Source organism: Burkholderia sp. BCC1644 (genome assembly GCF_902833225.1).
GTDB lineage: Bacteria > Pseudomonadota > Gammaproteobacteria > Burkholderiales > Burkholderiaceae > Burkholderia.
Window position 1 is genome coordinate 71,744 of sequence record NZ_CADFEI010000027.1, and the last position, 12,599, is coordinate 84,342.

At 61.4% G+C, this 12,599-nt stretch carries 11 protein-coding genes and 1 rRNA gene; 7 read left to right on the forward strand and 5 right to left on the reverse strand.

What is annotated here, in order from left to right:
• The first annotated feature begins 149 nt into the window (after positions 1-149).
• The 7 genes from HWX87_RS34825 (at position 150) to HWX87_RS34855 (ending at position 7,427) form a co-directional block, all read left to right on the forward strand.
• Positions 150-1,100 (forward strand): NAD-dependent epimerase/dehydratase family protein, encoded by a 951-nt coding sequence (locus HWX87_RS34825; protein ID WP_244137816.1) that lies wholly within the window; start codon positions 150-152, stop codon positions 1,098-1,100.
• Entirely contained in the window at positions 1,093-2,223 is a 1,131-nt protein-coding gene (locus HWX87_RS34830) for a hypothetical protein (protein ID WP_176051400.1), read from the forward strand. The genes HWX87_RS34825 and HWX87_RS34830 overlap by 8 nt, the downstream gene beginning before the upstream one ends.
• Positions 2,213-2,896, forward strand: a complete 684-nt coding sequence (locus tag HWX87_RS34835) for a hypothetical protein (protein WP_176051401.1) — start codon at positions 2,213-2,215, stop codon at positions 2,894-2,896. The genes HWX87_RS34830 and HWX87_RS34835 overlap by 11 nt, the downstream gene beginning before the upstream one ends.
• Positions 2,868-4,436, forward strand: coding sequence for a carbamoyltransferase C-terminal domain-containing protein (locus tag HWX87_RS34840; RefSeq protein WP_176051402.1), 1,569 nt, complete (start codon positions 2,868-2,870; stop codon positions 4,434-4,436). The genes HWX87_RS34835 and HWX87_RS34840 overlap by 29 nt, the downstream gene beginning before the upstream one ends.
• On the forward strand, positions 4,429-5,361 hold the full coding sequence (locus tag HWX87_RS34845; RefSeq protein ID WP_176051403.1) for a glycosyltransferase family 2 protein: 933 nt from the start codon (positions 4,429-4,431) through the stop codon (positions 5,359-5,361). Before HWX87_RS34840 ends, HWX87_RS34845 begins: the two co-directional genes overlap by 8 nt.
• The gene (locus tag HWX87_RS34850; RefSeq protein WP_176051404.1) at positions 5,358-6,566 is read left to right on the forward strand and encodes a radical SAM protein; all 1,209 of its coding nucleotides are present in this window, start codon (positions 5,358-5,360) and stop codon (positions 6,564-6,566) included. The genes HWX87_RS34845 and HWX87_RS34850 overlap by 4 nt, the downstream gene beginning before the upstream one ends.
• Before the next feature lie 78 nt (positions 6,567-6,644).
• Positions 6,645-7,427 (forward strand): hypothetical protein, encoded by a 783-nt coding sequence (locus HWX87_RS34855; protein ID WP_176051405.1) that lies wholly within the window; start codon positions 6,645-6,647, stop codon positions 7,425-7,427.
• Between the two features lie 41 nt (positions 7,428-7,468).
• Here the strand turns inward: HWX87_RS34855 and HWX87_RS34860 are convergent, their stop codons facing one another.
• The 5 genes from HWX87_RS34860 to rrf all read right to left on the reverse strand — a co-directional run bounded on the left by HWX87_RS34860 (position 7,469) and on the right by rrf (position 12,598).
• Entirely contained in the window at positions 7,469-8,371 is a 903-nt protein-coding gene (locus tag HWX87_RS34860) for a plasmid partitioning protein RepB C-terminal domain-containing protein (RefSeq protein ID WP_176051406.1), read from the reverse strand.
• Positions 8,368-9,270 carry a ParB/RepB/Spo0J family partition protein gene (locus HWX87_RS34865; RefSeq protein ID WP_069253091.1) on the reverse strand — a complete coding sequence of 301 codons (903 nt, stop codon included), beginning with the start codon at positions 9,268-9,270 and terminating at the stop codon, positions 8,368-8,370. The genes HWX87_RS34860 and HWX87_RS34865 overlap by 4 nt, the downstream gene beginning before the upstream one ends.
• On the reverse strand, positions 9,267-10,880 hold the full coding sequence (locus HWX87_RS34870) for a recombinase family protein (protein ID WP_176051409.1): 1,614 nt from the start codon (positions 10,878-10,880) through the stop codon (positions 9,267-9,269). The genes HWX87_RS34865 and HWX87_RS34870 overlap by 4 nt, the downstream gene beginning before the upstream one ends.
• A gap of 118 nt (positions 10,881-10,998) precedes the next feature.
• Positions 10,999-11,442 (reverse strand): hypothetical protein, encoded by a 444-nt coding sequence (locus HWX87_RS34875; RefSeq protein WP_175900947.1) that lies wholly within the window; start codon positions 11,440-11,442, stop codon positions 10,999-11,001.
• A gap of 1,043 nt (positions 11,443-12,485) precedes the next feature.
• Positions 12,486-12,598: ribosomal RNA gene (gene rrf, locus HWX87_RS34880) — 5S ribosomal RNA — on the reverse strand.
• Between the last annotated feature and the right edge of the window lies 1 nt (position 12,599).

The window sequence follows — 12,599 nt, forward strand, 5'->3', positions numbered from 1 at the left end:
AGGGCGGGGAAGGGCACCCATCTGGGCCATCGGCGCTTACCATGCCGGGCAAGTAGAGTGCATGCCCCAGTGTGACAACAGGTAACAGGGGCTTACCTCGGGCGGGCAACAACAACATTCATAACAAGGCATCATCGGGGATCGGGATCGTGCGCATCTTAGTTGCCGGCGGGGCGGGGTTCATCGGGGCCGCCTTGTGCGAAAAATTACTCGGGCTGGGGCACACCGTGGTGTGTGTCGATTCGTTGCAGACGGGCAGCGCGCAAGCGGTCGACCGGCTGCGCGCGTCCGCGTGCTTTACCTTCCTCCACCAGGACATCGCGCAGCCGCTGGATGCCGGCCAGGTGGGCCCATTCGAGCGGGTCTACAACCTGGCCTCCCCGGCATCGCCGCGGCAATACCAGCAAGACCCGGTCAAGACCATCGAAACCAATGTCATCGGCACGCGCAACCTGCTTGACCTAGCTCGACTTACCGGCGCCCGTTTTCTCCTGGCGTCGACCAGTGAGGTCTATGGCAGCCCCCAGCAGAAACCCCAGCGCGAAGACTACTGGGGCAACGTCAACACCACCGGCCCACGCGCCTGCTATGACGAAGGCAAGCGATGCGCCGAGGCATTGGTCCAGGCCTATCACACGCAGTACCAGGTGGATACGCGCATCGCGCGCATCTTCAATACCTACGGGCCAGGCATGCAGCGCGATGATGGCCGCGTGGTTAGCAATTTCGTCACCCGCGCCCTCGATGGCTCGCCTATCGAGATCTACGGCGATGGCCGCCAGACGCGTTGCTTCTGTTACGTGGACGACATGGTCGAGGCATTGATCGCCCTCATGGCCAGCGACTGCTCTACGCCCATTAACCTGGGGGCGGACCGCGAAGTGTCAGTCGCCGAACTGGCGCATCTGGTCGGCCAGGTGCTGGAAAAACCGGTCACCTTGCACCATATCCCGGCCTTGGTCGACGACCCGCGGGAGCGCCAGCCCGACCTGGAAAAGTGCCGCCATGTGCTGGGCTGGCAAGCCACCACGCCGCTGGAGGCGGGTTTGTTGAAGACAGCCGCATTCTTCGCGCAAACGCAGGAGCATAACCATGCCTGACTATGTGGTGGCGGGCGCCTCCTCGATTGAGGACATCCCGAAGTTCGCGGCGGCGGCCAGGCAAGCCGGCATAGCCGTGCTGCTCCTGGAAAACGCGGCGATGTCGGAGCACATTCCAACGCAGCACCGCGCGCAGGTGACCTGCAGCGAGGACATCCCGCACACCCGTGCGCCCGTGATCCCGCTCAACGAATTCTGGGTGAGCCGGGCGATTCGGGCTGGCGTGGCCAATATTGCGCCGCACGCGCTGCGCGCCAGTCGTTCAAAGCACTACCTCTCCGCTCGGCTCGCCGCATGCGGGCTGTATACCTTGCCGCGTCGCTACCTGGAAGATGTCGCCGCGCCTTATCCCGATCTCTATCTGGCCCGGCTGGATGCGGCCTATTCCGGCTACGGCATCGTGCGCCATGTCGAAGCGGGGCGCTTCGACCCAATGGCGATCGCCCGGGTGGTGCAAGCCGACGCCAGCCGCATCATGCGCGCCGTGCTCGACGAGGATGCCGCCCGGGTGGTGGTGGAGGACTACCTGGACGGCGAGGAATACAGCGCCGACGTGTTCATGCACCGGGGCCGGCCGGTCGTGCTGCGCCTGTTTCGCAAGATCGTCGCCTGGATCGGCGGACGGCCGGCGTGCGACAGTTACATCGCCGTGCCGCACGACCCTGCCTTGTGCGCGGCCATCCACGACTGGTGCGCGGCGTTGTATAGCGCCGGCTGCACGAGCTTCGGCCAGTTCGATTTCATCGTTGTCGACGGGCGCGCCATCGCGGTGGATTTTTCCTGCCGCATCGGCGGCGGCCTGGGCGCGATCAAGCGCTTCGCAGGCATTGCCAGCTATGCCGCCCAGGCGCTGGCCGGGGGCACTCCGTCTTTCGCGCCGTTCACGGTGCAGAAGAATGTTCTGGCGCGCCGACCCGGCCGCCTAGCGAACTTTGCCTACCGGTTGCCGCATGCGTACCAGGTGACGGTCCACAAACAAGCCGGCGACTTGCTGCCGGAAAACATCTGCAGCGCCAACGCCAGGATCGCCGAGATCTGCTTCGCGGCCCGCGACCTGGACGATGCAACGGCCATGACGCAAGCACTGGATAACAAAGTGAGCATCGATGTCCATGACTGGTAATGAAGAACTGACCCATCTGCTATCAGGCTATTTCGCCCTGCTGGGCGGCGGCCCGACGGCAGCCGAACTGGCGCGCCACCTGCGCGCCATCGACAATCTGGACGACCTGGCCGCCATCGACGCCGACTTGGACGATCCGCTGTGGCGCGTGGTACCGCAAATCATCATGCATCGCTTCGGGCTCGCGGCTTTCCAGGCGTTCGAAACCCGGCACGCGGCCGGCAAATCCTTCGTCTTCGTACATCCCGCCCATGGCCATATTGTCCCGCAGCTGCAGGAGGCATTGCGCCAGCGCTGGACGGTGAGCGAGCCCATCACGCGCGAACTGACGCCCCGGCTGATCTGCGGCCTGTATGGCGGCTACCCCTGGCATGCGGCCTACGCCGCGGCTTGCCAATACCGGGGTGACATCGGCCGGCCGGCCACGATCCTGCCGCTGGCGCCCTGCACCCGTGCGGCGCTGCAAGACCTGATCGCCTACAAAAACGACAACCGGGCCCGCCTGTCGGAAAAGATTGTCATTCCCTGCGAGCGCCTGGGCCAGGCGATGAACGGGGTGATCCAGGCCTTCCATTGCCCCGATGTGATTGAAAACACCCGCCAGTTGTTGAATCTCGGCCTGGCGGATTCGAGCGAGATTTCGGATGAGCACACGCATCATCGGCGTGCATAGCGGCCACGACGCCTCTGCCTGTCTGCTGGTGGACAATGTCTTGGTCGGGGCCATCGCTCGCGAGCGGCTGACCCGCAGGAAGCACGACCATGGCGACCCGGTCGAGTGCGTCGATTACCTGCTGGCGCATTTCGGGCTGGCACCGGCCGACATCGACCTGCTGGTGCGCAGTGACTGGCACGATGCCACCGGCTTGCGCGAGGATCGCTATTGCCGGTTTGCCCGAGTGGAAAAGACGCGGCGCCATCATCTGCTGCACGCCTACGCGGCCAGTGTGGCGGCGCCGGCCGAACCGTCCCTGGTGCTGGTCGCCGACGGCCGCGGATGTCGCCCCGAAGACAACGGCGTGGCTGGAATGGACCCAGGTTTGTTTGAGATCGAGTCCGTCTACCGCCATGAAGACGGCAGGCTCACCGCGCTGGAAAAAACCTACCGCCCCTATTACAACAAGCGCTACGCCTGGGGCAGCCACATCGACAGCCTGGGTTATGCCTACGCCGCGGTCAGCAAGAAGATCTTCGGCTCCTCTCATGCGGCCGGCAAGGTCATGGCGCTGGCCGCGCTGGCCACACGCGCGCACGACATTCCCGCGCCGCTGCGCTTCGGCCGGGACCAGTCGTTCGGCGTCAACCCAGACTGGCTGGCTTTCCTGCAAGCCTGTCCCGACCATATCAACTGGGACACGCCACTGGCGGCCGACCTAGCGGACGCGATCCAGCAGGGCCTGGAAGCTTATCTGGCCTTTCGCACGCAGCAACTGGCGCAGGCCCACCAGTGCCGGGATCTGCTGCTGGGCGGCGGAGTGGCGCTGAACTGCAGAAACAACGGCTTGCTGGCCAACGCCGCCTGGCTGCGCTCAGTGGACATCTTCCCCGCCGCAGGCGACGACGGCCTGTCGGTGGGGGCTGCCGTGATGGCCCTGCGCGAGACTTTCGGCGACTACCGCCCCATCGTTTACCGGGTGAGCCAGGGTGCCTCTTATGCAGCGCCGATGGCGCAAGAGGGGCAGGCCGCACAGGCGCTCGCCCGCCTGCTGGCCGACGGCCACGCCGTGGGTGTGTTCCAAGGCGGCTCGGAATTCGGCCCGCGAGCGCTGGGTTACCGCTCCATCCTGTCGTCGGCGGCCGACCTGGCCTTGAAGACCCGGCTCAATGCCCGGATCAAGCGCCGCGAATCCTTCCGTCCCTTCGGTGGCATCGTGCTGCGCTCCAACCTGGACCAGCTCACCGGCGATGCCCTGGCCGGGCCCAACATGCTGTCAGCGGCGCAGATGACCGATGCGTCTCGCGCCCGGTATCCGGCGCTCGCCCACGTCGATGGCTCCGTCCGGCTGCAAGTGGTGGAAGAAGATGGCTGCCTGTTGCACCAGGTCCTGGTCGCCTATGAGGACCTAACCGGTCGCGTGGCGCTGATCAATACCTCCTTCAATGGGCGTGACGAGCCAATCGTGGAAACGTTGGCCCAGGCCCGCGCCTGCGCCGCAGCCATCGGCCTGGGTCATCTCTATGCGCACGGCGCGGTGGAGGACGTGCATGCCTGAATTGGCCATCGTCACCTACCTGCGCGGCCAGGAACGGTTGACGCCGGAACTGATCGACATCGGCAACCAGTTGCACCGGCGCTATCCCGGCCTGGTCATGGAACTGTATGTGGAATCGACGGAGACGGTGCCTGCGCCAGGCGCTGACTTCCCCATCCGCGTCACCCATGTCCAGGGAACCAAGTACCGCAAGCTGCTGCATGCGTTGCACGGTACCGCACATCGCTACCTGCTGAGCCTGGACAACGACATCGCCGCCGACATCCCCGGCCTTCTGCGCCTGGTTGCACAGACCGTGGACGGCAATTTTGACCTGGGTTGGGGCCGGATCCATTCGCGCAGGGTGTCAAGCTTCATCTCGCGCCTGGTGGAAGTGGACAAACTGCTTTCCCACACCGTGCTGCGGCCCACGTTGTGGCGCCTGCACCTCGGGGTGACGATTCCCGGCCAATGTTTCCTGCTCAAAGCGGCCAGCTTCCAGGTCAGCCTGCCGGGCACGGATACCTTCCTTGATGACCTCTCCATTGGCCTGCACGCGGCCAAGCATCGCCTGCGCTATCACTATGCGCAGGAAGTGGTGGCCTTCGAGTTGCCGTCCTACTCCTTCGCGGCTCTGTGGAAGCAGCGCTCGCGCTGGGCCACGGGCTTTCGCCAGTCCTTGTCCTGCGCCACCCTGACCCGCCAAGACCGCCGGCTTCTGTGGATCCACGCCTTTTGTTATCACCTGCTGCCCATCCTCCACGTGGCGGCGCTAGCGGTACTGGCGCCACAAGCACCGCAGGCCTGCGCCGGCTGGCTGGGCATACTCGCGCTAGCCATGGCTCGGCACCGCCCACAAGCGCTAGGCGCGGCACTCGCTTACCCGGTCCTGTTCCCGCTATTCCATGTGGGATGGTGGCTCCATTTCTTTCACGTCAAATCATGATCCTGTCACCTGAAACCGATTTGAAGGCCGAGATCCTCACGCGCGGGGTGGTCTTTACTCCCGCCGCGATCGACTGCGCCGCGCGCATGGGCGCCAAAGGCCAGAACCTCGTCTACAACGCTCCGAAGGGCTTTGCCCGGGAGCGGCCGCAGGAATTGTTCCTGGAGGGCGAGGACGGTTATCGCACTGTGGTCTCCTGCGTGTCGGCCCACGGCAAGCGTGAACCCGTCACCGTGGACGTGGCGGCTTCGGGCGAACTGGTGTGCCGCATCGGCGAACAGGCTGCCAGCGACCAAGTCAAGGTCAGCTTCGTCAAGCAGCCGGAGTATTACGCGCAGCGCCTGGCCAGCGGCGACCTGGCCCAGAAGTACATTTCGGCCTGCGGCTATGACGAACTCAACATCATTCCCTGGAAAGGCTGCCTCATTTCCAGCGTCTGCCGGTTTTGCGGCGTCAACAGCGTGGCCGTGAAAAATCCCAGCGACGCCTTGCACGCAGCGCACTTGCGGCCCGGCGCCCTAGGCTGGGAAGCGGCGCGGGCATCCTACCTGAGCAACCTGTCGGAATCGATCGACCTAGCGCTGCAGGCCGAATGTTATTCAGAGCACATGCACGTAATCCTGATCTCGGGCAACCTGCCCGACGACCAACTCGACGACCAGGCCGACATCTATTGCGACATCGCCGCCCACATCAAGGACCAGGTCGCGCCAAAGAGCACTGAGGGCATCGTCGCCGTGATCACGCCGCCGCACGATTTAGGTCGGTTGGACAAGCTCAAGCAGGCCGGCGTGGCCATCGTAGTATTTAACCTGGAGGTGGGCAACGACCCCTGGTTCAGCAAGTACTGCCCCGGCAAGAGTGCACTGGGCCGTGATTTCTTCATCGATCGGCTCAAGCACGCCGCTACCGTGTTCGGCCGCGGCAAGTCCTGGACCAATTTCGTGCTGGGCCTGGAACCAGTGGACGGATTGCTAGCGCTCTGCGAGGAACTGGCAGGGCACGGCATCGTCTCCAGTGCCAATGTGCTGCACGTGGACGAGGGCAGCCAGCTCGACTGCGACCCGCCGACCAAGGAAACCGTCATCCGCTTCTTCCACGGGCTGGCCCAAATCAACCATCGCAATGGCTTCGAAGCCTTCTATTGCGCCAAGGCCTTGCGCACCAGCCTGTCCAACGAATTCCAGGACGGGCGCTGGGCATAGGAAATTCAAACCTTGTTTTGTCGTGTTGGCTTGCGTGGACGGCTGACGTTAACACCGGAGTGAAGAGGAGTATTTGAGATGACCTGGGTAATCGGCGGACGCCACGCATTTTGCGCCCGCGCCCTTGCTGACATTCAAGTGACGGTGACGTGGGACGACAAAAGTCACCCCACGCAATACGTCGATGCAGTCAAGAAGATCTACGTTCTGCACGACGGATTGGTGATTGCATTTTCGGGCACGATCCGCATCGCATTCGAAGTGATTGAATGGTTGAAGCAAGAGTGCATTCCGGCGCTAGCCGATAATCTCTTTTCGGAGCCTGACGAAATTGCACGGCGTGTGATACGGCATGTCAAGTACGCGTTCCAGAAGGCCAGAAAAAAGGAAAGTGAACGTGTTAATTTCCTCTTATTCGTGCTCAATAAGGCAAGCATGTATCGGGACGTCGGTATCTATAAATTGTGTGCCCCGGATTTTACTATTCAGAAACCACGAAAACCATTCGAGTTGCTTGAGATCGGAACCGGATCCGAGGTAGAGGAATACCGCAACATTGTGGTTCGGCATTCGGTTCCCGGCTACCTTGTGGATGACCCTGATAGCGATTTGCCAGCGATGGTCATCCCCACTGGCCGAGTCGCATTAAAATACTTGCAAGCGGAGGCAGCGGAATTTCAAAAGGCGGGAATCAGCCGGGCTATGAATCTCATGTTAATGTATTCCGGTGGGACCACAATTATCGAGCGTCCCTCGGATCCGGAGATTCCATTCCCACGGGTGGCTGAGTCCTGGGATGAATTGGTCCGCTTCTTGGCGTTGCGGGGGATCGAGTTGGAGGCCTGTAATGCCGACGCCTAGTGATGAATCGTCGCTGACGGGGACTTAACCACCAATTATCCCTATACCGACGCTTCGAGCACAGGCTGGTCCAATGCGATTGTATCTACGATAGCCTGGAACTCGGGAAGCAGGTCCGCCTGCTGCGCTTGCAAGTAGTGATGCACTGATTCGTTCTCGAGCAGCCTCGCCAGATAGCCCTTCGCGAGCACCAGGTTGAGCACGTCCTGCCCGTACGTCTGCTCAACCAGCTTGTACTGCCCCTGCAGATTGCTCATCTCGCGCTCCATCTTTGCCATCTGCTCGGGACTCACACCGGTCAGCTTCCTGGGTTTCTTTCCGTCGATCAATCGAGAGGCCGGTGTGGCTACGAGCAACGCTTCGGCGTATGACACGGACAGGTTGTTTGCTGCCACCATGAGCTCGACGCATTCGACTTGCCGCGTCGGCTTCATCTTCCGCAGAGCTCGCGCGATCTCCGGCGAAAACTGCCGATCCTTCAGGAGCTCAGTCGCTTCAGCACAGATCCCGTCCAGCAATGCCATCCTCTTGATGATCTGCGACACATCTACCGACAGCGCTTTCGCGAGCCGCTCGGGAGACACACCTCGTTCAACGGCCCGACGAATCATGAAATGCTCCTGGATAGTCGATAGTCGATTGACGCGGTTGTTGTACGTGTAGCTCTCATCGTCCGTAGCAACGAGGCACGACACGGTGTTGTACTGGAGCTCCTGCAACGCGATCAGTCGCAGATGCCCATCGAGCAGGACGTGGTTGCCCGACGCCTGGTCGACCGGCGTCACCGAAAGCGGCTCGATTAAGCCCACCTCTTCGATGGAGCTTCTGATCTGCTTGAACTTTCGCGAGTTCATCATGCCGGCAGGCGTGCGCCGTGATGGCAGGATGCTCGCGATCGGAACAGAGAGTGGTTCCGGAATGAACCCAAGTGCTACGCCGGTCATGCTGGGCTCCCGCTCGGCCATACACGTTCCGCCAAGTACTTCGGCAACGTCGCCAGTTCCTCAGCGCGCAGCAGGTTAACGAAGTTCTCATCCCCAAATAGCTGCCTGAGGGCGCCAACGATGAACAGCAACCGCTGCTGCGTAAACTCGGCCTTCCGCACCATCGTTTTCTGCCGCTCAACTTCATGCTGATACGTTCGGACGAGGCTCGATGTGGTCACGTCCATCACCTTGCGCGTCATGTTTCGATTCGCCGTGCGGCCGAGCGCCTTCCTCCGTTCGATGACGCGCCGAGCGTCCATCAACTGGCGCCCACGCAATCTCCCCGATTCATATGCCTCCTGGAGTGCCGCCTGGATCGCCTCGTCGTCGTCGCCTGCACCGACGATCGATAGCGCCGCGTTCAGCGGAATACGACCTTTCTCCACAGCGATCACGAGGCGCTCTTCACCCTGATGCAGTAGCGTCAGGATCCCCTGCACATAGTGCTGCGTGAGACCCGTCTTCTCGGCGATCGCCTTCGGTGCGTAGCCGCGCTCCTGCAGTTCGCGTATGCCGGCGAGCAGCTCGAGCGGTCGGCACTGCCGTCTCGCGATGTTCTCCGTCAGGCTCATGATGAACGCGTCTTCGTCGCTCACGCTCACCACCAGCGCTGGTATCGTCGTTTCGCCGAGCGATCGGAACGCCTTCAGCCGCCCCTCGCCACACACGAGCAGATACTTCTCCACGCCACTTGCCGTTGCCCGTGGCGTGACCAGGATCGGTTTCTTCAGGCCAATCGTCTTGATGTTGCTGACGATTTCGTCGAAGACACGACCATTGCGCTCGCGAGGATTGATCACCTCGATCTGGCTGATGGGGATCATCCGAACCTCACCGGGCTGTTCGCGCTGAGTCATGCTCGTCTCCTGAGCCGAGCACGCTGTGCCATACCGTATAAGTAGTCCAGCGTGTCAAAGCGATAGCTCTCGAACTCGATCGGATTCCAGTCCGCAAGGCTGATGCGAGGCTGCCAAAAATCGATGTGCGGCAGCAGGTAGTAGTCGAGCGCCGTCGAGTTGCTCTGGTCCAACCTAACTGCGACGGTGATATCCGGCAGCAGGCTCGTGTCGAACCGGACCTTCCAGCGGTTACGGCCGCTGCTGCGCACCTGACACCGTGACAGCACGATGCAGGCAGTGAACTCCCGATTCACGGTCAGCAGGTCCGTCGCCGGATCACGCGATACCGATCCGCCGAGATCCGCGATCTTCTTTTCCGTCTCGGCAACGATCTCTGGATGCAGTTGCCGAATGAAGCGATTCGTTTCGATATAACGATAGTCACGGCCGGGCGTGAAGCCAACCGTCTGGTACGCACGAATCAAGCTACCGAAGCGATACACATACACCGAGGTGGACGGCATGCCCTCCGTTTCGTCGATCACGACGCCCGATAGAAAGCCTCGGCTTCGGTACAGGTTTCGCAGACGCTCGATAAGCTCCTCGCTCGAGTAGCGCCGGGCGCGCGCCCGCATGATGCCCTGCGCGGTATAGAACGTTTCACTCGGCACGATGGATTCGAACGCACCCTCCTTGCGGATCCACATCTCCGACGGATTCGTGACTCGCGATTTCTTCAGCTTGAACGACACACGGTTGTAGACGTTGTTGCCAATGTACTTTTCGTTAGTGAGCACCTCCCGAATGGTTGCCCGAGTCCAGGGTCGTCCAAGGTCCGTATGAACGTTCATACCGTTCAGGCGAGCGGCGATCTCGTGCTCGTTAAGTGACTCGTCGATGAACCAGTTGTAGATGAGGTTGACGATCCGAACCTCGCTTTCCGGGCCGGGCATCAGAATGACGCGGTCCGTCTGCAGGCACTTGTGCTGACCGCGTTGCAACTCCCCCTTCATGAGGCCATGCTCGTCCACCAGGATCCGGCGCAACGCATAGCCTGCCGGCCCGCCTTGCCGGAAACCCAGCTCGATTAACCGACACTGGCCAGCGAAGACCTTCGCTGACAACTCGCGGCTGTACTCACCGGCCATCGCGCGCTTCACACCTTTGACGATCGTCGAAACTGGCGAGCCATCGTTCTCGAACTGTTCGGCGCAATAGGCGACCTGGATGCCTGCGCGCCGGCAGATGTACTCGTAATAGGCACTTTCGTCTGCATCCTGGAATCGTCCCCAACGGCTCACGTCGTAGACGAGGATCACCTGGAAATCGGCCATGCCGGTTTCCACGTCCCGGATCAGTTGCTGCAGCGCTTGGCGCCCATCGATACGCAAACCGCTTTTACCCTCGTCGGCGTAGGTCCGCACGATCTCGAGATCGCGACGAGCAGCGTAGTCGCGAATGCGATCACGCTGATTCTCCGTCGAGTATTGCTGGTGCTCCGTCGACATCCGAACGTATTCAGCAGCCCGCATCCTGCAGGCCTGCTCGTCAACGGATTCGCATGTGCAATCGAGGTCCACGATCCAGCTCCCACCGGCAACCGCTCCTCGCTGCGCCATCCCCGACATCAACTAGGGGACTTGTATCGGCGAACGCGTCGCGCCTTGCAATGACGCCGAATGCGAGCGAGTACACAGGCAAGGTAGCAGGCCATAGACCATTGTCGAACACGTCATCTCTTTGCAATCACGCCGGAACTGGCCTCGGCTCAGACAGCACGGCGATGTGCACTGTCCACGCGTTCATCTTTGCAACGCCGGACTCAACCGCGTTGCGCAGGATGTAGAACCCAGATGCCAGCGGGCGACGGGCCGGCCACACGTCCATGTTTGCAACAGCACTAGCAGTGCGCCGCGCATTTCGTCGTCGCTGCATCGAGCAATTGCGATCGCGATAGGCCGGGTGCGTCTCGCGGTAGTGCCGCCAGTAGTTAGGATGTCGGGCCCGCCAGTTGGCCTGAGCGCGGATCTGATTCTCCCGATAGTCAGGATCGACTCGAAGGCGCTCGTGCTGCCATGCGCGCCGGCGAGCACGCTGGCACGCCTTGGCTGAGCAGAAGCGTTGATGCGGGATATGTAAGAACGGAGTGAAGGGTGTGCCGCAGGCGGCACAGATCCGATCCGATTTCATGGCCGTGCTCCACAGAGGAATCGCAGTGGGGCCGGCCGTGTTCGGGGCCAGGGTCAGTTGAAGCCAGCTCGCGGGACGCGGCGTCCCACCCTCGCAGATTTTCCCGCTCTAGGAGCCGCTCTTGAGCTTTTTCTAGGCCTGGACCTTCCGAGGATCGCACGAGCCGCTCAGAGAGCTCACGTGTTATTGGGGTCGCACCCAAACGCTACTACTTCGGCGCGGAAGTAGACCAGTCGCAACAACTCCGTCGTCGCGACAAAGTGCTTGTGGCGGGGTTCTTCGTAAGTCTTTGATTTTTAGTGTGCGGCGTCTCATCAACTAAGTCGCCCTACGACTACCCGTAGGGTGCCGGAGTAAGTGCGACTGGCCCCGCAGTTTTGCGACTGTATGACTAAGTTGTCGCGATCACCCTACTTGTTGAGGCCGCAATACTCCTATCTCGACGTACAGACTTTTACTCCGTACGTCGAGTGTTCGAGTGACTCACTCCCCACCACCCGATTGTTATTTAAAATCAACGAATTACTTCGCCCTAGCCAGCGGAATTTTTCTTTCCGCTCCCTGGAACTTAACCCAAAAGTGGCTAGCAACGGGGCGGGCGTACTCTTCTGCACTATCTCGACGGATCCCCTTCTCCAAACTCTTTTAACCATTCGCAGCGTCCCGCGCTGGACGTGCCAGTTTTGCCCATGTATGGCGCAAGTCGTGCCAACGGAATTCCTCAATGCCAATCGCCTGGGAGGAGCGTGCCCGGCCCCGCGTGTCGATTTGCTGGATGCGAGTCGATCCTCCTGTACACGGGAGCGCGAGCGATTGGGGACGGCGCCCTCGTCGACGTAAGCCAAGTTGCCCACAAAGCCGGGTTTCGTCTGCTGGTGCAAAGATCATGGGGGGCCGTAAAGCATCACCCATACGACCCGCTGGCATTACAAGCCTCAGTGCGCGCAGCACGACATGCAGCCCTGCCGAATACTCCACGTACATTTCCGCGGCTCAAATGCAAAAACCCCCGCCTTTTCGGGCAGGGGTTTCTGGCTTAGGGAGCCTGACGATTACCTACTTTCACACGGGAATCCGCACTATCATCGGCGTAGAGTCGTTTCACGGTCCTGTTCGGGATGGGAAGGGGTGGGACCGACTCGCTATGGTCATCAGGC

Coding starts and splice junctions, on each gene's coding strand:
- HWX87_RS34875 (WP_175900947.1), bottom strand. CDS start 11,442: ATGAAATCGGATCGGATCTGTGCCGCCTGCGGCACACCCTTCACTCCG.
- HWX87_RS34870 (WP_176051409.1), bottom strand. CDS start 10,880: ATGTCGGGGATGGCGCAGCGAGGAGCGGTTGCCGGTGGGAGCTGGATC.
- HWX87_RS34860 (WP_176051406.1), bottom strand. CDS start 8,371: ATGACCGGCGTAGCACTTGGGTTCATTCCGGAACCACTCTCTGTTCCG.
- HWX87_RS34840 (WP_176051402.1), top strand. CDS start 2,868: ATGAGCACACGCATCATCGGCGTGCATAGCGGCCACGACGCCTCTGCC.
- HWX87_RS34830 (WP_176051400.1), top strand. CDS start 1,093: ATGCCTGACTATGTGGTGGCGGGCGCCTCCTCGATTGAGGACATCCCG.
- HWX87_RS34855 (WP_176051405.1), top strand. CDS start 6,645: ATGACCTGGGTAATCGGCGGACGCCACGCATTTTGCGCCCGCGCCCTT.
- HWX87_RS34835 (WP_176051401.1), top strand. CDS start 2,213: ATGACTGGTAATGAAGAACTGACCCATCTGCTATCAGGCTATTTCGCC.
- HWX87_RS34850 (WP_176051404.1), top strand. CDS start 5,358: ATGATCCTGTCACCTGAAACCGATTTGAAGGCCGAGATCCTCACGCGC.
- HWX87_RS34865 (WP_069253091.1), bottom strand. CDS start 9,270: ATGACTCAGCGCGAACAGCCCGGTGAGGTTCGGATGATCCCCATCAGC.
- HWX87_RS34845 (WP_176051403.1), top strand. CDS start 4,429: ATGCCTGAATTGGCCATCGTCACCTACCTGCGCGGCCAGGAACGGTTG.